This window comes from Candidatus Clavichlamydia salmonicola (assembly GCF_015356765.1).
GTDB classification, from domain to species: Bacteria; Chlamydiota; Chlamydiia; order Chlamydiales; family Chlamydiaceae; genus Clavichlamydia; species Clavichlamydia salmonicola.
Genome location: NZ_WTCQ01000001.1, coordinates 131803 through 153441, shown reverse-complemented (window position 1 = coordinate 153441; position 21639 = coordinate 131803). Strand labels below are relative to the sequence as shown.

The window sequence follows — 21639 nt, the reverse complement described above, 5'->3', positions numbered from 1 at the left end:
GAATAACAATTATTATATAAAGATCAAACAATGGTATTACAAAACATAATTTTATTGTTTAAAAAAAACTATAACATGTTGTTTTTAATATCTAAACGATAGTGGCGCAAGCTTATTTTTGAGAGGTGTTAGAGGCTTTCAGAGGCATCATCATGATGAGTATTTAAATTTAAGGAAAAGCGTACAGATGATTTTAAGAAATGCTTAGATCTAGAAGGTATGGTTGAGTTAACAGAGGATGTTTTTAGGCAAGAATGGGTTATAGGAGCAGAGGTTACTGCAGCTATATATCCTGTAGGTAAATCTGAGGAATAAAAAAGATCTTTATCGATAGGATATGTTTGATTAGGATCCAGTATCATATTAAGGCTAGAAGCCTTTTCTTTTAATCTATTTTTAGCAGTTTTCAAAGAGCTTTCTACTTCTGACAGTAAATCTTTGAGCCATACCTCCTGATTCATAGTCATCACTTTTATAAGATAATTTAGGGTTCGGAGTGTCTTTCTCTCTCTGGATTTTAGATATGCTAAAATTTTTTGTTCCCTTTTTAAGGAAGGGTTTTTTAAATAAGAATATACATTAAAAGAAAGGTCAAAAAGATGATTCAAGAGATTTTTATTAAGATTATGTGTAGCTGTACCATGAAAAGGTTCTGGTGAAAAGTGAGATGGTTGAGATAATAGCATGAGAATATTAGATAACCCTTGAAGCAGGACATTCATTACGCAATTATCTCTGGGGCTCATGTATAAGAGAGATGCAAGGGTAAAATTTTTCCCAATATGGATTAATAATGATGCATAGTCAAAGTATTGATCATTTCCTAGCAATTTGCTTGTTATAGCATTGGTGGAAAAAGGTATGGGAGTAGCAGTTATCAAAGAAGAAGCAAGAATTTGTTGCATGATCTTACTTTGTACAATTCTTTTCATTGTTATTAGGTGGTCCCATTTTGTTGCATAAGGGATTAAGTTCAATGGTGCTATTTGATGGAGACTATTTTCTAGGGTAAGAATGGGTATTTCTTCATTTGGTAAGAAAGAAAATTGTAGTTCTAAGTATTGATGTGCAACATTAAATAATTCATTTAGTTGAAAAATGTTTCTTAGTAATGGAGAGAGATTTCTTATAATTGAATGATCCTTAAAATTTTCATCAAAACATATATGTACTTCAGTGCATGAACAGGACGGAATAGAATATTGGGGATGAATATTTGGCAGCTGTAATGCGGCTAATGAAGCTAGGGTGGTTAGGGAATGTACAGATGAAGGTAACGATTTTACTGATGATAAAGTTTGAAGGTTTAAAAATATGACTTTTAGTTGTTGTTGGGCAGACGATATAATTGGCAAAAGGTGTTGTAGTAAGGATTTTTTGTTAAGAATTGAAATATGTGTTTGTAGTGAGGAGTAAAGAACCTGAGTTTTAAGATATCCTAACGTTGAAGATAATAGTTGAAGAAGGTGAAGAGGGTGGGTAATTATTAATGTTTTTTTTAAATCGCTACTAAAACAGTTAATCTTTAAAGGAAAAAGAGATTTTTTTGAAGTGGATATTAGCAATGATATATTACATATTTCTTGAATAATTTCTATTAAAAATAGGTTGTCAGTCGGAAAAGTATATAGATGTTCTTTGAAAATGATAGCAGCCCTATTACTAGAAACTTGAATCCAACCAATTACAGGACCTTTTGCTTCAATATCCACTGAAGAAGAGGGCATTAAAGCAGTTAAAATTAATATTTCTGCAGATTGTGAATTTAAAAAAGAGATGGACATAGTTTAAAAAAAATACAAGATCAAACTATTTTAAAGTAAAAAGAGTAATAGTTGTTAGTTTTTACTCTTTTAAATTAATGATTCATTATTTTTTACAATAAAAAAAAATATTGTTTTATAATATTTAAATGAGGAGGCAAGTCTATTGTTGTGAGGTGTTAAGAGCTTTCAGCTAAATCGCTGGCCTCTTCATGGTCATAATGATGATCCACATTGAAATGTAAGGAAAAACTTATAGATGATTAGGAGTAATTCTTAGATGTCCAAGGTTTTTTTAAGCAAGAATGAGTGACAGGAGCAGAGGTTGCTGAGGTGAGATATTTTGTAGGTAAATCTATTGGACAACAAGATTAGGATCAAGATGCATATTAGGTCTAGAAGCGACTTCTGTTAATTTCTTTTGAGCAGTATTTATAGTGCTTTCTACTGAAAATAAAAAATCTTTAAGCCATAGTTCCTGATTCATTAACATGACCTTGTTAAGATAATCTAGTTTCCGTGGAACCTTTTTTTCTGAGAATTTTAGACTTGATAAAAAGAGTTTTTTCTTCTCTGGGGAAGGCTCTTTTACATAAGAGTATAAATTATTAGAAAGCTCAAAAAGAAGGTTTAAGAGTCTCCATATGCAAGTAGAAAGAGATTGAGTATATAAAGATGCGGTTGAAAAAGAAGTTGGTTGAGGTAATGGTTCGAGCATGTTAGATAATCTTTGTATGAGTAAATTTATTATCTGTTCGTCTCGTGGGCTCATATATGATACAGAGGCAAGTCTAAAATTTCTTTTAATATTAACTAATTCTTCATATTCCAAATATAGATCATTTCCCAGTAGTTTGCTGGTTAAAAGGTTCATGGAAAGAGACGTAGTAGGAGGGTGTATCAAAGGAGAAGCAAGAGCTTGTTGCATGATCTGACTTTGTATAATTCTAGTTGTTGTTATTGTGTGGGAACATTTTGTTGTGTAGGAAAGCAATTTTAAAGGTGCTATTTTTGGATCATAAGCTTCTAAGGTAATAAAAGGTGTTTCGTTATCTTTTAAGAAAGAACATTTTAATTCTAAAGATTGATGCGCATTATTAAATAACTCATTTAATGAAAACATGCTTCTTAGTAACGGAGAGAGTATTTTTATAGTTGAATGATTTTGCAAATTCTCATCAAAACACCTATGTATGTTAGTGCATGAACAGTGTTTAATAGAATCTTTAGGCTGAATAGTTGGCAGCTTTAATACAGCTAATGAAGCTAAGGTGGTTAAGGCAGGTGGAGAAGATGAGTGTAAGGATGATTCTATTGGTGATGTTGCTTGAAGATCTAAAAATAAGGTTTGGAGGTGTTGTTGAGCTGCCAATATAGAAGGCGTAATATCGCTTAATAAGCTTTTTTTGTTAATAGTTGAAACATGCCTGCGTAGTGAGGAATACAAAACCTGAGTTTTAAGATAGCCTAATAATGAAGATAATAGTTGGAGAAGCTGTATAGGCTGAGTAATTGAGAAGGTTGTTTGAAAATCGCTGAAAAGGCAACTAATCTTGTAAGGAAAATGGGACTGTATTGAATGAGATGTGAAATATGGTGCTTGAGATATGGTTTGGATAGTTTCTTTTAAAAGAGAGGCGTCAGTAGGGCAAGTATAAAGATGATCTTTTAAAATTATAGTGGAGTGATGAAGAGAAGCCTTAATCCAACCAATTACAGGCATTTTTGTTTCAACATCGACTGAAGAATAGGGCATCAAAATAGCTAAAGTTAATATTTCTGAAGATTGTGGCCCTAAAAGAGAAATGGACATAGTGTAAAAAAAACATTAGTATTAAAATGAAATATTTTATCCTAATTAGGAAATAATTGTTAATTTATATTAATTTAAATTAATAATTTAACAATACTTTAAATATAAATAGGTAAAGCTTATGAAAGCGTTTGTGACTAATGCTAGAGGCTAAAATTTACTCGATAAGAGTCTTTCCCTTTAGAGTAAGATGATTGATTTTTAGGTTCTGTAATGAAAGGTAAATTTGAGGCTGTGCTTAAAGGGTGGCTGGGATGAACAGAAGATGATTTGAGACAAGAATGAGTTATAGGGGCTGGAATTGCATCAGATAGATATTCTGTAGATAGGGCTTTTTTATAGATATAATCATCTAAATAAGACATTTGTATCAAATGTAATGGCGCGTCAAGGGTAGAAGCTTTTTCTTCTAATGCGTTTTTAGCGCTTTTTAAAGTGTTTGTTAATTCTAATAAAAAATCTTGCATCCAAGGGCTGTGACTTATAAGAGATATTTTTTGAAGATAATTTACAGATCGACATGTAAATTTTTCTACTTGTTGTAGTTGTTTTAAAACTTCTTCTTTTTTCAAAAAAGAGGGATTTTCTAGATAAAAGAATAAGGTAAATGACAGGAGTAACAGATCTTCTGCGATCTGATCCATTAGATAAGATGTAGAGTTAAGCTGTACTGTTTCAATTGAAGAAGGGATTGGTAGAGACAGAGGGGTTAACATATTCGAAAAACCATTCCAGAGTATATTTATTAAGTGGTTATCTTTTTTGCTTAAAAATGGATAGGAGAGTGTGAAGCTGCGTGCAATTATGGCTAATTTTTCATATGCCTGCAAAAGGTTATACCCAAGAAGTTTGGTTTTTAATGCATTTTTACAACAAATAGAAAAGCAAGAATTTATTGAAAAGATTGTTAATGCATGTTCTAAAAATTGTTTTTGTAAAATGACTGTTATTGCAGCTGTGTGAAAGCGCTTTTTTGTATAAGAGAGCAAATTTAAACAAGATAGGTAGCCAGGGGTAGCTTTTAGGGCAAGTTCATAAATATCTGAACTTTCTTTAGAAGTTATTTGTAATTCTAAATAATCGTAAGCTATTTGTGCCATTTGATTTTTTTGAAAAATACTTCTTAGGAATGGTGATAGCATTTTGATAATAGAAGAGCTTAAGTTACTCATAGTTAAAAGATTGCTAGAATGGTTATTGGATTGCGAGGTAGGAATTTTTAACACAGTTAATGTAGATAAAGTTATTAATGATGGAGGAGTTAGGGCATGCTGTGTATTTATTTTTGATAGTGTATGTAGGTTTAAAAAAGTAGTTTTGAGTGATTGTTCTATCGCAGGAATGTGGGGAAGGATTTTTTTAATAATACAAGTTTTAATAGTTGATGGGATTTGATCATGCTGTAAATAATAAAATAACTGAGTTTTTAGATAACTTGTAGTTGAAGATAATAGTTGTATAACTTGGCTTCTAGAAGCAACTGTGAAGGTTTTTTGAACAGTGTCTTTGTAGCAATAGATTTTTAATGGAAAATAAAAACCTACTGAAGTAGATAAGATAGATGTAAGTATGGAGATTGTTAGTAAGTTATTTCTGATGAGAAAGGCCTTTGCTGGAATAATATAAAACGCTTCAGAAAACGTTATAGATTTTTTATTAAAAGAAAGACGAATCCAGCCAATTATAGGAATACCAGTGTTAGCAACTACAGAATAGGGGATGGTTTCTGCTAATGCAGAAACAATTGGAGAGGAAGGGCCTAAAATAGGATTTAAAGACAATGGAATGCTCATTAAAGATATTATTAATTCATTAAAACAAGCTTATGATAATTAATATGATAGATCAATTTAAAAAAACTATGCTGAAGATAATCTTAGGAGTGGAATTGCCTTTGGCAATCTAAAAGGGTAGTAAATATTATGAAGAAGATATTTATCAATTAATAAATGTCAAAAAGATAGAAGCCAAATTTAGACATATTCCTATTGAAATATGTCTTTTGGGCATGCTGTAATGTCAAATTGTCAAATAGTGGTTAATTTTGGAGAAAAGATACCTTCAATTTTTTATGAGGCTTATTTTTTAAAGCAGAGGATCTTGTAGAGCTTCCTGTTGCTATTTGTAGATTTTGCAAAGATAAAAGAGCTTCTGGAGAACTTGTTAAAGGATTGGAAATAGGAGCAAGATCAATACCAAATGTAGTAGCTGTAGATAGCAAGAGATCGTGGCCTAAAAGTAAGCTATTTTTCATTTCTGACAAAAGGTCTAAGAGCCAATGTTCAATAGACATATGGGCAACTTTAGTTAAAAGAGCGATATTTTTGATTATACAATGAGACTGTTTGTCAGCTAATTGCGCAAGTATTTGTTGATGATCCTGATTAGGGTGTTTCAAAATATATATTGATTGAGAAGAAACCTCTAAGAGTGATTGTACAGTCTTGGTAATGATTTTTGTAATAGAGCGAACTTGTAAAGGTGCTGCTAAAGAAGATTCTTCATAAGAGAACGCAGTTAATGTTTTCAAGAAAAATTCATTCATAGTACTCATTATAAAAATATGACGGGGTAAGTAGAGGGTTGTAGATGAGCGAAAGTGTCCTCTCATGGTCTTTAGTAATTCATAAGGTTCCATTAAGAGAGGGCCTGAAAATTTTTCAATCAGAGCTTGTTGAGGAATAAAAGAATTAAGGCCTTTCATTTGTGGATAAGAAAGTGCTGTAAGAGTGAGTCTTTCCTGAATTAATCTTCTTAGTTGTATGTCATTTTTGCCACCAAAAGATAAAGGAAGAAGGTTAAGGAAGGGCAAAAATGAAGAGCTCTGTTCTAAGGTAAGAGTGGGGGGCTTCTCTCCTAATGTAACAGCTAAGCTTAGGGTTAGATGAGAATTTGCTAGTGTAGCTAAGGAAACGTTTTCAAAAGCTGCTCTTATTAATGGAGAAAGCATTGTAATAGCAGGATGGGCTTTTAAGTCATCGCTGAAGCAAAGATGAAGAGAGCGACATGAGCAATGACTAGGAGGGGAATCTTCTTGGTTAAGGGGGGTATGTAATACAGCTAAAGCTGCTAAACTTTGTAGAGAAGGAACAAAGGATGTAGAATGACAAGCATATAGATTAGGTGAAGATGTTATAAATCTACTCTTTGCATTTTCTAATATAGGCATTATAGAATAGTGTAATCTCATTAAAAGTGCCTCTCTATCTGAAGGAAGTAGAGAAGGGTCTTGAGAACAATAAAGGTGCTGATTTTTTAGAAAGACAACTAAAGATGCCAGTATTTGGAAAATATTTAATGGTGACAATGGTGGGCTATGCCATGCAGGTGCAGTATCCCTTAAGTAGGTTAAACAAAGAGGGTTTTTAAAAAAATCTAAGGAAAAAAGGGAGGACAAGATTTTTTTTAAATTGTCCAAAGACTTGTTCAATGATGCAGCCTGATCAGGCAATTTCATAGTTTTTTGTGTAAGCGTGATACCATAGCAATTATATTCAACAGTTACCCAGTAAAAGATGGGGCAACCACTTTTTAAATCTACTGTAGTGGGTGCTAATACAGTGCATAGTTCTTCTACTGCTGAAGAATCTGGTGTTAAAAATAATGATGATGAAGACATGTTTTACTTCAGTTGATTTATGAAAATATTTAAACAAAGGATAAAGAGGCATTAAGAGATAAATCTAGGATTGCATTTGGCGATAGAGGTATTCATGAGTTAAGTTTTATGAAAAAAATACTTTTTTTGTTTCTAAGGAGTTAGATGTGAGAACAATAGATAACACAAATTAATAAAGAAGTATAGTTGCAAATCGAATTATTTTAATAAGAAAATCTTTCTATTTGAATAAGAAAATATTTCTATGATTATTAAAAAATTAATTTATAGTATCTTTTGGATCAAACCATTGAATTTCATCTGGATCTTCAGAAAATGAAACATGCAGTTTTCTAGGAGTGTTTGTGCGAAGAGAAGATTTAGTAGAAAAAGAAGCTGTTTCTTCCAGGAGAAGAAATTGTAAAGAAAGAGGCGTAGCGTAGTCAATTGTTGTTAGTTGAGCTGGATTATATTCTAAATCAATAATTAATTTTAATTTTCTAGCCTGTTCCAATAAAGTTTTATGGGTAGAAAGTGCAGTGTTGAAAACTTCTTTTAAAAAATCCTCAAGCCATGGTTCTGTATTTACCTGAGCAACTTTTTGTAAAAGTGTTATTTTTCTTTTTGTATGACGGGTTTTTTTCTGAAGATTTTGCAAGATGGTTTTTATGTTATGAGGTTGAGAATGCTTGAGGAGGAAAGAGGCTGTGCTAGAGAAAGAAGCAAGTGAATGTAAGAGTTTACTTACAGTCTCTTCAACAGAGTGAAGGGTAAATGGAGATGTGCTTTGACATTTTTTTCCAGAAAATAGAGCAATAATTTCAAGAAGACAAAAGCTGATTGTATTTAAGAAAGTTGCTTCTCTGTAGTTTGTAAAGTGTAAAAGATCATGAGATAATTGATGTTTAATTGTCAAAAGTTCTTGGTATTGGTGATTTAAGCAAGGGCCTATCATTTTTTTTAAAAGTATAGATGGACAAACTTTGCAATGATTAGGGGTTGATAAAAATGAGGCAAGATACTGACTAGTCAGTTGTTCTTTTATAATGCTTTGTAATGAAATAATGTCATTAGGATTCATTGTAAGAGGGAGAAGGTTAAGTTCTGAATTTGCTGGGCTAGAACTTTGTAGCATAAGTGTGTGCCTACCTTTTTTGGAAAAAGGTTTTACTGTGAGGCTAAGCTTTTGATTCATTGTTAAGAAAAGTTCTTCAGTAAAAGATAATTTGTTCAGTAATGACGATAATTGTTTTAATTCTAGATGGCTTTCTATGAATTCATTTAAGCACTGGTGAGTTTCTTTACAATCACAACTAGTAGGGGGAGTTGGTAAGTGAGGAAGGGGTGCTTTTAGTAGTGCTATTGTGGATAAGCTTGTTAATGAAGATGGCGAAGTGGATCTTTCAGTGCTTTTGATAGTATAACTCGCGTAAGTTGTTTGTAATTTGACTAACAAAGGAGTTACAAAATTTTTTATATGAGCTAACGCCACTTCTCGGTGTGAAAGGCTAATATGAGTATTTTGAGAGCAGTAAAGAAGCTGGGTTTTTAAACACTCTACTAATGAAGCAAGAAGTTGGATAATTTGAGGTGGTGAGAGGGTTGAAGTTTCTAAAATAATAGTCCCATTTTTGCAGCAAGTAAATGTGATCTGAGGTTGTGATAGAGAAGCTATAGGTAGTGATTTAAGCCATGTATTTATTGTAGATAAGGTGGTTTTTACTTCATGTTCATGATTGAAGATACAAATGCTGGAGTTATTCAAAAATAAAGAGTCAGAGTTATACGACAGGTCAATCCACTTGATGCTAGGATTTCTTGAATGGCTAGTAATAATGGGTTGTTTTATCAGTGTAGCTATGGCTAGTATTTCAGGAGAATCTACTCTTAAGCTAGAAAATAAAGAAGACATAATTACAAATTGTTATAAATAAAAAATAAACTTAGTATTTATTGCATTCTCATTCTTTTTGATTTTTATAGAGATATTAGTGAGTAAGGTCTCTTCTGTAATCGCTCCACTAGTATAAAAGTAATTGTCTAGATTAACTTTTAAGAAAAGCTAGATCAACTGCGAAACGAAAATCATAAAAAATCTATTTAGAAAAGGTCATACAATCAAACTAAAGTTTAAAAGAAACTTTATTCTCCTTTTTCTTCTTTGAAGAAGGTTTTCTTAATATAGATTTAGTTATGGAGAGAGAGGGGGGGATGTCTAAATATTCTTTAGATAATTTATGATCATACAAGAGATTAGGATTAGGCAAAAAAGGTGAATAAGAAGATTTTAGAGAAAGATTTAGTTCTTCACCTTTTGCAAGTAGTGCTTTTTCGATAGTCTGAAGGGTGAGTTGAAGTTCATGTAAGAAACCATCAAGCCAAAATTCACCATTCATGCCAGCAATTTTACCCAAGACGCTAATTTTTCTATTTATAAAACGAGGAGCATTTTGTAATAGCTTTATGATATCATTGGCACTGGGTTGTGTTGTGACATCTGTGTAGAATGCAGAAGAAGTCTCTCCAAAAATTTTCATAAGCTCTAGCATTATATCTGGAATAGATGAAACTTTTAATCGTTCTTCTGTAGGGCCATGTTCCATATTAAGAGCTATTTGCACATTAGTTAAAAAGAAGAAAAGGCATTTCATTAAATAATGATGAGAAGTGGTGCATGACATGATGCCAGCTAGCATGGTTGTTTCCAATTTTTGTAGCATAAGATAAGGTTTTTGCAACCAAGGGCCAGTCATTTTTGATATTACTATTGGAAGAGGGATGGAAAAAGATGATCCACTGAGCGTAGCAACAGTAGAAGAGCTTGTTAATAATTTTTTCTTTAGTAGGTATTCTAATTGTAATGTGTGAGTGACCAATGTACCCCAATTAATGAGGCTGAGGCAGGGTGTGCTAGGGGATGTCATTTCTAAACTCCATTCAGGTGACCCATCAACCCAAGAAACTGAATTAGCTAGGTTAAGGCCAGAAGGTAAGCTTTGACTCACACATCGTAAGAAGCTAGTGTTTTTAAATACTGTAGAAATTTGCTGCAGTAGCTGATTTCCCCCTAAATTCTCAGAAAAGCAAGTATGAGAGCCCACGCAAGCGCATGCTTGTGTAGGTGGTTCATATTTTGCTGAAGGTGCTTGCAATAAAGTATTAGCAGCTAATTGGACAAGAGATGGAATTGTGTTTGGCCTAGGTGCTTGTGGATGATTATTTTGATGTTTGAGGTAGAAATTGTGAGCTTGTTGAAGTAGTGGTATTAATGAGAACTCTATATATGCGCAAAATAATTTTTTATGTTTAGGATGAATGCCTGGGTTTAAAAAACAATAAGATAATTGATTTTTAAGACATTGAACTAAAGAAGCAAGCATTTGAACAAGATGGAATGGGCATAAATGACGCATCGTCATTGATAAAAAGCCATCTTTTACTAATTTAATGGATAAACGGCTAGAAAATGTAGTTGAATGAGATGCGAGAAATATTATTTTCCCTACGCAGGTAAAAGCTTCTTGTAGAGCTTGTATATTTGTAGGGATCTCATAAGCACAGTTTTGGATAATAATAGTCTCTGCTGATTGAGAAATTTTAATCCAATGAAGAGTTGTTTGAGTCAATGAGGTTCCAACACAGCTGGGCTTCAGCAATTCTGTCAGTCTAATAATTTCGAAAGATTCTGAAGTTAAGATAGGAAAAGAAGACCTACTTGAGGATAAAGGTGCTAACGCCATTAAAATAAAAAAATAAAATTTAATAATAAAAGGAATTATAATTGATATTATTTAATTAATCAATAATACTTTTATTTTTTATTTATTAAAAAGATAAAGAAGATAAGTTTTTTGGTTTATTACGCGATGGTGATAGATATGAATCAAACGCCATAGCGATTACACGTATAAATAACTCTCCTAATCCACTAATATAAATATAATCATTAGTATTTTCTAAAAATCCCATCATTTCCATTTTTAATAAGTCATCATTGATAGAAGAAAACTTGTTGTCAAAAATAATTTGAAAGATATTAAAAAATTCATTTTTATCTATTTGAAAATTACACATTATTTGATGGATAATCCATTTTCTAAGGATATCTTCAGAAGAGAGAGCATGTCCTTTAGAGACAGGAAGAGACCGTTTATCTAGAGATTTGTAATATTCAGTAAGGTTATCATGGTTTTGGGTGTAACGATTTTGGAAAAAGCTTTGAGAAGAGACTCCAATGCTTATTAATTCATCTGTTGGGTTAATAGTATAGCCTAAGCAGTTACGTTGAAGTTTTTTGTTAAGATAAGCTAGAGACATAGAATCTTTTTTTAAGGCGAACTGATCCATACCAATACCTAGATAGCCTTGATGAATAAAGTACTCCCGTGCATTGGAATACATTCGAAATTGTATCTGAGAAGAATTCATAGAAGGGCTATTAGATTTTTCTGAGGTAGTTATGCTAGGGGCAATTTTAGCGTAAGAAAAGAGAGAAATACGGTCTGGGATTAGCTGAATAACATTATGTGTCAGTTCTGAAAAAGATTTTAATGTTTCAAAGGGTAGCCCATAAAAAAGATCTAGATCAATGCATAAATTATTATCTTTTGCTTGAGAAAAGCACTTTAATGTCATTTCTTTACTAGAGTATTTATTAGTAGCTTCCTGATCTACAGGTTGTATTTCTTGAACTCCAAAGCTTACTCGGTTAAAGCCTAAAGATTTAATAAATGAAAGCTGATCTTCTGAAGAAAGTGCTATTAATTGTGGGTCTATCTCTATTTTAATTTCTGCTTCTGGAAGGATTGAAAAAGAAAGAAGTACTTTTTCCATCAAACGAGTTAATAAAGCGTGAGATAATTTTATAGGAGTGCCACCACCAATATATATAGAAGAAATTTTACATTTTTTGTCTATTCGAGATAATAAGAGGTCTATTTCTCTTTCAAGAAAATAAACGTATTCAGCTTCTTTTTCTGGATTGCGGTTAAGGATTGCTGAACAAAGGCAATAAGAACAGTTAGCTGTGCAAAAAGGAATATGAATATAAAGAGCTAATGTTGTTTCATCTCTTGTTTTTAAGAGAGCAAGGCTTTCTTCATAAAAAGCTTCGGGTATAGGTTTCCACTCATCTGAAATAGGGTAAGATAGATAATGAGGTGCTGGTTTTTTTCTTCCTGATAAAAAACTAAGATCTAAATCTAACATATTCACATTGCGTTCTTATGGGGTTATAAAAAACTTCAAAAAAATAGTAAAACAAGATTATGAGGAAAGGGAAAATGATGAAGGATCTTTTAATGGAAACTGTACAGATAATAGTTTAATTATCATGTTGGTAGTTTCTTCAGGATTATCTAAAGCTTTTATGGGTAATAATTTTTGCAGAAAATTATCTTTTTCATGAGATTGTTGAGCTAGTAGATTTTTATCAGTAAGTTTTAAGATAGAGAAATCATTTTTTAATCCAAAAATACGTAATCGTGTTGAATGGTAGAGCCATAAGACTTCATGGGGAGGAGGGCCAAATCGATCTTCTAATTCATCGAGAAGAAATTTTAAATGCTTTTCATTATCTTCAAAACCAAAGCGTTGATAAAAGTCCATCCGTAGGGAGACTTCATTTACATAAGTTTCTGGAATTTTAGCAGCAAAGGGGATTTCTAACTTAAGATCTTTTTCAAATAATACTGGGATAGTATTGTTTTGTAAGGCAGTCACAGATTTTTGTAATAATTTACAGTAAAGAGGGAATCCAATAGCAGAAATATGTCCTGATTGTTCAGTTCCTAAAATATTACCTGTGCCTCTCATTTCTAAGTCATGCAAAGCTATTTTTAGTCCTCCACCATGTTCTGTATGAGTAAGGATGTCTAATCGTTTTGCTGAAACAGAAATAGGACTTCTTCTTCCATCAGTGAGAAAATAACAGTAAGCTTTTCTGTTCCACCGACCAACTCTTCCACGCATTTGATAGAGATCTGCCAGCCCAAAATGATCAGCATTATCTATTAAAATAGTATTAGCATTAGGGATGTCGATTCCATTTTCAATAATTGAAGTTGCTACTAAAATATCAGCACGACCTTCTTTAAAATCTAAAAATATTCGATCTAAATCTTTTGCTGACATTTTCCCATGGGCAGCTACCACTCGAGCATCAGGGAGCAGTTCTTGTATATCAGTAGCTCGTCCAAATAATGTTTCAATTCGGTTATGAATAATGTAGGATTGGCCATTCCGTAATAGCTCTTGAAGAAGAGCTTTTTGTATTAATTCAGGTGATGAAGGACAAACAACAGCACGTATTGGTAAACGATCAGATGGAGGAGTATTGATCACTGAAAGATCCCTAGCTCCTGTTAGAGAAAGATAAAGAGTTCTTGGGATAGGTGTTGCAGATAATGTTAGACAATCAATTGAAGTAAATAAGTTTTTAATATGCTCTTTAACACGGACTCCAAATCGTTGTTCTTCATCAACAATTAATAAACCAGGATTATGTAAGATCACATCTTTACCAATGACACGATGCGTACCTATTAGGATATCAATAGTACCAGCTTCTAGTTGTTGTTTTGTTTCTTTTATTTCTTTAGAAGAGCAAAAACGAGAAAGAATGCCTATTTTGACATCAAAAGATTTGGTTCTTTGAAGAAAGGTTTCATAATGCTGCATGGCTAAAACAGTTGTTGGAACCATAAAGACAACTTGTAATTTACCATCTAAGACAGCTTTCATTGCTGCGCGCATAGCAATTTCTGTTTTTCCTACACCAGCATCTCCACAGACTAGTCGATCCATCATCTTTGAAGATTCCATGTCAGCATAAATTTGATTTAGTGCTAATAATTGATCAGGGGTTTCTTCATAAGGAAAACTTTCTTCAAATGCTTTAAATAAAGGCCCTGCAGGAGGGTAAATAAAGCCATTTTTTGATGCACGTTCTGCTTGAACTTGCAATAGATTTTCTGCATAACGAAGGATAGATTGTTCTGTATTAGCTTTGATTTTTTTCCAACGAGATCCTTGTAAAGGATAAAGATCTGGGCTTTGTGTGCTACTACCAATATATTTAGAAACAAGATGTGCTTGGTCCATAGGCACAAATAGTTTAGATCCTTCAGCATATTCTAGGACCATATATTCTGTTTCTTGATTTAAATGGTTACGACGTTTTTCAATCCCTAAAAATCGACCAATACCATTGTTAAGATGAACGACTGTCTCTCCAGAAGATAACTCCATTTTTTCATGAATGTCAGAATGATGATAAGTGCGCTGTTTTTGTCTACGAAGTTTCTTTGTTTTTGAAATATCACTAAAAGAGATAAGGGCGATATTATGTTTTTTAATGAAAAATCCTGAAGAAAGATAGCCTTTTTCAATAGAGATCTTAATAGCCTTAAGTAAGGGCATATCTCCACTAAAAATTGTTTCCAGATGTTGCTTTTCAGAATCATTAGTAAATGTGATGATAAGATGGCCAGCTTCTTTATTGAATGCTTCTACAGTAGTACTGACTAAGTCAGCAATATTTATAGGAGGATGAATGGGATCGCAAAGATCTGTAATGGGAAAGCAAGAGGAATGCCATTTTTCTGCTGTGAAAGATCTATTAAAAAAATCAAAAGTAACTTCATTTTTCTTTAAAGATGATGATTTTTGAGATGTAGTAGTTAGTGTCGACAGAGATTCTTGAAATAGATAAAGAGATCTTTTTGATTTAATTTTTTCAAATAATTCTTCCTGAGAAAAAAAGATAGAAGGGGATAGTTTAATTGATCCAGCAATTTTAGAAAAAAGTTCTTCTTGACTATCTAAAGAGTCAAAAATAATTAAAGTATCATCCCCAAGATGGTCTAATAAAGAAGCAGAGGATTTTCCTTCTGAAAGATCTTGAGCAGGTGTAATAAGAAGAGAATCTTGTTTTAATACAGAAATTTGAGTGACAGGATTAAAGGTTCGGATAGAAGCAATTTTATCTTCCCAAAATTCAATACGGAAGGGTTCTAAAGAGGCTAGTGGATAAAGGTCTATAATGCCACCTCGGCAAGCGTAATCTCCTTTTTCATTAACGATAGGGGCTTTATGATAGCCAAAAATTTCTAAAGTAATAAGGAGATCGTCAAAAGAAAAATTTTCATTCTTTTTCAAATGCAGATGTGTATCTTTTAAAGAAATAGGGGAAGGTAATTTTTGAAGTAAGGCTTGAAAACTTGTTAGGCAACAAATAGGACCTTTTTGCTTATGTAAGTCTTCTAATAATAAATCCCGTTTTCCAAGAAGGTCAGGATTAATAATTTTTTCTTTCCCAAACCATTCTGGAGCAGGTAGTTCTAAAGGTGGTGAGCCATAAAAAAAAGCTAAATCTTGAAAAAGAACGCTAGAAGAAGGTTCTTCAGAGACAATAACAATATTAGATTTAATTTTTTTTAATAATCCTGCAATTAAAAATGACTGTACAGCAGGAGTAACTTTATCCACGACAACATCTGTGCCAGCATGAATCATTTTAATCAAATCTTCAATAGGAAGATTATTTAAGCTATAAAGGTTGAAATCCATTGATAAACAAGTGTTGGGATATGGGTGATAGAAGATGTGGCAGGACCACCTCCTTGAGCAAATTCAGCTTTGCCGCCTGATTTAATTTCAATAGATCCAGAGATTTCTTTAAGTAAACGAGCAGCAGATAAACCAATTTGTATTAAATTTTTAGAAACTTGGCATATGACAGAAGTTTTATTGGTGTCTTGAGCAGCAAGTACTAAAACTAGAGAAGGAGCTAACTTAGAAAATACATCTGCATATTTCTTTAATAAAGAGATTGATAAAGCTGGTAACGTATGAGTCAAATATGGAATACCATTATGCATTTGAATCAAAGGAAGTAATGCTTGTACTTCTAGTTGAATCATTTGTTCTAATAGAATTTCTTTTTGTTGATTCAGGATCTTATATTCTTTTAGCAAATTTTGAATTTTCTCTTCGATGAGATTATCAGGGGTATGTAAAAGATTAGCAACGTCCTGTAATCGGTGCTTCATAGTCTCAGCTTCTAGTTCAGCTTCTAATCCTGTTACAGCTTCTATACGTCTGATGCCAGCAGAAACAGCACTTTCTTTGACAATGCGAAAATAACCAATATTTCCTGTAAAATTAGTATGAGTTCCGCCACATAATTCCTTAGAGCTAAGCATGCTTACGACACGGACTTGAGCGCCATATTTTTCGCCAAATAAGCTTTTAATTTCCCCATCTGCTAAAGCTACAGTAAGGTCGACTTCACTAATAGATACAGGTTTATTAGATCGTATGGATCTATTCACTTTGTTTTGAATCTGATCTAATTCTTTTCCAGAAAGAGCGCGAGAGAAAGTAAAATCAAAGCGAATTTTTGTATCGTCTAAAAATGATCCTGCTTGCCGAGCTTCATTACCAATAGTTTCTTGTAATGCCTGATGTAAGAGATGAGTGGCAGTATGGTTACATGAAACTTTGTGGCGATGATTTTCGTTAATTGAAGCGTCTACAGCATCATTAATAGTAAAATTTCCTTTAAGAACTCGTCCTTTATGGCAAATGATATCTTTTTTTGGAGAATTTGTAGAAATGACTTCAAAAATGCTTGTAGAGCTTTTTATTATGCCACAATCTCCAATTTGCCCACCTTTTTCTGCATAAAAAGGAGTTTCTTTTAATACAATAGAACAAAGATCTCCTTCCATAACAGTATTACAACTGCCTGAATCATTAATGAGCGCAAGAATTTTAGAAGAGACTGAGCAACTTTCATAACCTAAGAATGTAGAAACAAGGTTGGCTTCATCAATTTCATCCCAATTTAGAGAGGTATCTTTTTTAGTTGAAGATTTTACAGCACGGGAGCGTTCACGAGCTTCTTTTTCTAATGCATGAAATTTTACTGTATCAACAGTTAATTCATTATCTTTTGCTATTAATAAGATTTCTTCTATTGGAAAGCCATAGGTATCTTTAAGTTTAAAAGCATTATCTCCAGAAATAATAGATGAATTATGGGAGTTAACCAAAACTGAGTTAAGTAAATTTTTACCTCGATGGAGTGTTTTTAAGAATCCTTCTTCTTCCTCTGTTAAAATCTGAGCCACTCGATCTTGGCTTTGCTTTAATTCTGGAAAGTCTGATCCCATAGCAGTAATTACAGCAGGTAGTACTTTATGCAGAAATGGTTTTTGAAGATTGAGCAGGCGTCCATAACGAACAGCTCTGCGCACTAATTTACGAAGGATATACCCACGTTCAGTATTACTAGGAAGAACACCATCTGTTATTGCAAAAAATAAAGCTCGAACATGATCAGCAATAACTCTAAAAGCAGGAGAGGATTTTTGATTTTTAAGAGAATAAGCTTGGCCAGAAATTTCTTCAATTTTATAAATGATAGTTTGAAAGATGTCAGTTTCAAACACTGAATTAAAACCAAATTTTAATGAAAGCAATCTTTCCAGACCTGCTCCAGTGTCTACATTTTTTTTTGGTAAATTAATCATTTCAGTAGAGCTGAGACGATTATTTTGCATAAATACAAGATTCCAAAATTCTAAAAATCGATGGCCTTCATGGTCTTGATCTAAAGAAGTAGCTTGTCCAAATTGAGGCCCACGGTCATAAAATAATTCAGTGCAAGGCCCACAGGGCCCTTTATCAGCCATCGACCAGAAATTATCTTTTTGTCCCATGCGGACAATATGGTGAGCTGGAACGAAGTTTTCCCATATTTGGAAAGAATCATCATCTTCTTCAAATACTGAAATCCATATTTTGTCTGAATCAAATTCAAAGACATTACAAGTAACATCCCAAGCCATTTTAATGGCATCTTCTTTGAAGTAATCTCCAAAAGAAAAATTTCCTAACATTTCAAAAAAAGTAAGATGACGAGAAGTATGCCCAACATTTTCTAGGTCGTTATGTTTCCCCCCAACACGGATGCATTTTTGAGAAGAACATGCTCGAGGATATAAAGGAGCTTCCTTGCCTAAAAAAAAATCTTTAAATTGATTCATTCCTGCATTTACAAATAGAAGAGAAGGATCATTATGGGGTAATACAGGTGATGAAGGAACAATGGTGTGATTTTTATTTTTAAAAAATTCAAGAAATCGACGCCGAAAAGAAGTGCTTGCCATACCAGTACAAATTACTGTTAAAAAAGAATATCATAGAGATGCATTACATATTTATAATACAGCTGCTCTTAAGATTGCTTATAATTCTAAAGGGATAGTTGAAAAGAAGTACAGAAAAATTATTCTTCTTGTAATTAGGGCCTTAAAATGAAAATAACAATAAATAATCATTAATTATAAATGGTAGCAGTTCAGTGAATAACAAGAAAAAAAATTAAAAAAACATGAGTTTTAGTTGACAAATCATTTTTAAGTCAGATGATAGAGTCCCCAAAAAGAATAAACTAAGGCTGGTAACATGAGTACTAAGGGATTAGATGATGTTCAAGTAAAAATGTTTGAAAAAATAGCTGATACGATAAGGCAATTAAGCATAGATGCTATTCAAAAAGCAAATTCAGGACATCCAGGAGCACCATTAGGGTGTGCAGAGTTAGGGGCTTACCTTTATGGGCAAGCATTACAACATAACCCTAAAAATCCTAGATGGGCAAATAGAGATCGTTTTGTTCTTTCAGCTGGCCATGCTTCGATGCTGCTTTATTCGTGTTTGCATTTAGCTGGTTTTGATATTTCATTAGATGATATTTGTGATTTTCGGCAATTACATTCTAAAACACCAGGACATCCTGAATTTTCTATTACTGAGGGAATTGAAGCAACAACTGGTCCTTTAGGACAAGGAGTGGCTAATGCAGTGGGCATGGCGTTAGGAATGAAAGTTTTAGGCGAAAAATTTAATCGTCCTAGTTATTCTATTTTTGATTCTAAGGTATTTTGTCTTGCAGGAGATGGAGATATTATGGAAGGCATTAATCATGAATCATGTTCTTTTGCAGGGCACTTTGGTTTAAATAATTTAATACTTATTTATGATGCTAATAAGATTACCTTAGATGGCGATTTATCTGATTCTTGTTCTGAGAATGTTACAGCTCGTTTTCTTGGTTATAATTGGGACGTTATAGAGGTAGATGGACATGATATTCGTAAAATTCATGAAACTATTTCTACTATAAGAGAATCTCAAGAGAAGCCAACCTTAGTTATAGCGCATACAATTATTGGCAAAGGAGCTTCAAAAGCAGGAACATGTAAGGTTCATGGCGCGCCATTAGGAGAGAGTGAAGTAGAGGCTTTAAGAAAAATTTTTACAAATGTAGAGACTGATTTTTATGTTCCTTCTTCTGTTACAGCTTTCTTTTCTCAGAAATTGCAAAAAGATAAAAAAAATGAAGATAAATGGTTAGAGATGTACCGATTATGGAAAAAATCTTATCCAGAAGAAGCTGCATCTTGGGAGCAAATGGAAAAAAATCTTATTCCAATTGATACAGAACTTTTTGTTAAAGAAATTAGTTTGCCTTCATCTGTTTCTGGAAGAGCTGCTTCTCAAACATTACTTAATGCTTTAGCTGATCAAATAGAAAATTTTATAGGTGGATCAGCAGATCTTTCTGGTTCTGACTGTACATGGATGAAGCAAAGAGATAAGGTTGAAGTAGGTAAATATTCATTGGGTAATATTAAATATGGTATCCGAGAATTTGGAATGGCAGGGATTTTAAATGGCCTGGCATATATGGGATATTTTCGTCCTTTTGGGGGGACCTTTTTAGTATTCTCTGACTATATGAGAAATGCTATTCGATTAGCTGCTTTATCAGAACTGCCTGTTATTTATCAATTTACCCACGATTCTGTGTTTTTAGGAGAAGATGGTCCTACTCATCAACCTGTAGAACATTTAATGTCTTTAAGGGCAATGCCAGGGTTAACGCTTATACGGCCTGCAGATGCTAATGAAGTAAAAATGGCTTGGGTAGCAGCTTTAAAGGCTAAGGGTCCAGTTGCTTTAATTCTTTCAAGACAAAATCTTCCAAGCATTGCTAATACAGATTGTAGTTATGCTGAAGGGTTAGGAAGAGGGGCGTATATTGTCAGTAAAGAAAAAGAAAAGGCTGAATATACATTATTTGCAACAGGGTCGGAATTATTTTTAGCAACAGAGGTTGCGAATAAATTACGAAAATTAGAAAAAGATGTTCGTGTGATCTCTATGCCATGTTGGGAGTTATTTGAAGAACAAGATAAAGCATACCAAGACGCTGTAGTTGGTGGTGATTTAGGCAAACGCATTGCTATAGAAGCAGGGTGTGACCTTGGTTGGTATAAATATATTGGAATGAATGGCATTGCTATTACCATGGATTCTTTTGGAGCATCAGCGCCACAGCCTGATCTAGCAGAAGAGTTTGGTTTTACAGTAGATAGTGTATTAGAGCGTATTTTTGCTCTTTAATTCATTTTCATATGAGGAATATCGTGGCTATATAGGCTGCGATGTTTTATCTTTGTTTGCCCAATAATTTTATTCAATTGTTTAGAGGCTTTTATTCCCATATTAATATGATTTTTTGTGAAAGTTTTTAAAACATATGTTCCACTTTCTTTAGTTTTGATTCCACCTGGTGTTAATGGAAGATCTGAAATTAATAGAAGTGCGCCTAAAGGAACCTCTCTTCGATAGCTAGCAGAAAATAAGGTGGCGCATTCCATTTCAATGACTTGTGGTTTGTTTTTTTTGAGGATATTTTTAAATGGCTCGTTGAATTCCCAAAAACGAATATTAGTTGTGTGTGTAATTCCTATATGATAGATAGCTTTTTCTTTATCTAAGATATTTGTGATAATTTTTTGAATAATGAAATTTCCAAGAGCAGGAACTTCAGGAGAAAAATAAAAATCAGAAGTGCCTTCTCCTCTGATGCTTCCGACTGGGACAAAATAATCTCCTACTTTATAGTAATCCCGTAAACCCCCACATAATCCAAGCATAATAACAGCTTTGATCTGAGGAATAAAAGAGCACAGATCTACTGCTAATGCAGCACTTGCTGAGCCTAATCCAAAATTAAGTATACTTACTTGTGTATCAGGGTCATGAGAAGCTGAAAACATTGCACCTTGAGTTATAGGACAATGGTATGTTTTAGAAAAATCGTCTACATAAGATGAAAAATTTGTTAAGAGAAGAAATGAACCAAATTTTTTATAACTGGAACCACAATAACGTTCAAGGGTATCTAAAGCGATTTTAATTTCATTATTAAAAGATTTATCAGGCATATATCATATGTTTAATTAAATTAACATCTATTATATTTTAACACCTATTTATTTATAAATAAGTATCTTTATTTTTAATTATAAAAATAATCATAGAAATATTCTTCAAATAAAGAGACTTCTTCACAAAAAGCAATTTTTTTGAAATGATAACTGCTTCTG

At 32.9% G+C, this 21639-nt stretch carries 11 protein-coding genes; 1 reads left to right on the top strand and 10 read right to left on the bottom strand.

The window, feature by feature from the left end; genetic code table 11:
- Positions 1 to 128 precede the first annotated feature (128 nt).
- The 9 genes from CLAVI_RS00675 to alaS all read right to left on the bottom strand — a co-directional run bounded on the left by CLAVI_RS00675 (position 129) and on the right by alaS (position 18348).
- Complete coding sequence (locus CLAVI_RS00675; protein WP_194843664.1) at positions 129 to 1784, bottom strand: hypothetical protein; 1656 nt, start codon at positions 1782 to 1784, stop codon at positions 129 to 131.
- Positions 1785 to 2118: 334 nt separating this feature from the next.
- Positions 2119 to 3576, bottom strand: coding sequence for a hypothetical protein (locus CLAVI_RS00670; RefSeq protein ID WP_194843663.1), 1458 nt, complete (start codon positions 3574 to 3576; stop codon positions 2119 to 2121).
- A gap of 143 nt (positions 3577 to 3719) precedes the next feature.
- Positions 3720 to 5369 (bottom strand): hypothetical protein, encoded by a 1650-nt coding sequence (locus tag CLAVI_RS00665; RefSeq protein ID WP_194843662.1) that lies wholly within the window; start codon positions 5367 to 5369, stop codon positions 3720 to 3722.
- 245 nt (positions 5370 to 5614) lie between these two features.
- On the bottom strand, positions 5615 to 7195 hold the full coding sequence (locus CLAVI_RS00660) for a hypothetical protein (protein ID WP_194843661.1): 1581 nt from the start codon (positions 7193 to 7195) through the stop codon (positions 5615 to 5617).
- 259 nt (positions 7196 to 7454) lie between these two features.
- Positions 7455 to 9086: a hypothetical protein gene (locus CLAVI_RS00655; protein ID WP_194843660.1), complete on the bottom strand. Its 1632-nt coding sequence runs from the start codon at positions 9084 to 9086 to the stop codon at positions 7455 to 7457.
- A gap of 211 nt (positions 9087 to 9297) precedes the next feature.
- Positions 9298 to 10914 carry a hypothetical protein gene (locus CLAVI_RS00650; protein WP_194843659.1) on the bottom strand — a complete coding sequence of 539 codons (1617 nt, stop codon included), beginning with the start codon at positions 10912 to 10914 and terminating at the stop codon, positions 9298 to 9300.
- Positions 10915 to 10999: 85 nt separating this feature from the next.
- On the bottom strand, positions 11000 to 12382 hold the full coding sequence (gene hemN, locus CLAVI_RS00645; protein WP_228547630.1) for an oxygen-independent coproporphyrinogen III oxidase: 1383 nt from the start codon (positions 12380 to 12382) through the stop codon (positions 11000 to 11002).
- A gap of 57 nt (positions 12383 to 12439) precedes the next feature.
- Positions 12440 to 15742, bottom strand: a complete 3303-nt coding sequence (gene mfd, locus CLAVI_RS00640; protein ID WP_194843657.1) for a transcription-repair coupling factor — start codon at positions 15740 to 15742, stop codon at positions 12440 to 12442.
- Entirely contained in the window at positions 15718 to 18348 is a 2631-nt protein-coding gene (gene alaS / locus CLAVI_RS00635) for an alanine--tRNA ligase (RefSeq protein ID WP_194843656.1), read from the bottom strand. Before alaS ends, mfd begins: the two co-directional genes overlap by 25 nt.
- Before the next feature lie 298 nt (positions 18349 to 18646).
- On the opposite strand from alaS, the gene tkt reads away from it, so the two are divergent.
- On the top strand, positions 18647 to 20650 hold the full coding sequence (tkt, locus tag CLAVI_RS00630; RefSeq protein WP_194843655.1) for a transketolase: 2004 nt from the start codon (positions 18647 to 18649) through the stop codon (positions 20648 to 20650).
- Here tkt and CLAVI_RS00625 read toward each other — a convergent pair.
- Positions 20647 to 21477: an AMP nucleosidase gene (locus CLAVI_RS00625; RefSeq protein ID WP_194843654.1), complete on the bottom strand. Its 831-nt coding sequence runs from the start codon at positions 21475 to 21477 to the stop codon at positions 20647 to 20649. The genes tkt and CLAVI_RS00625 overlap by 4 nt on opposite strands.
- Positions 21478 to 21639 lie beyond the last annotated feature (162 nt).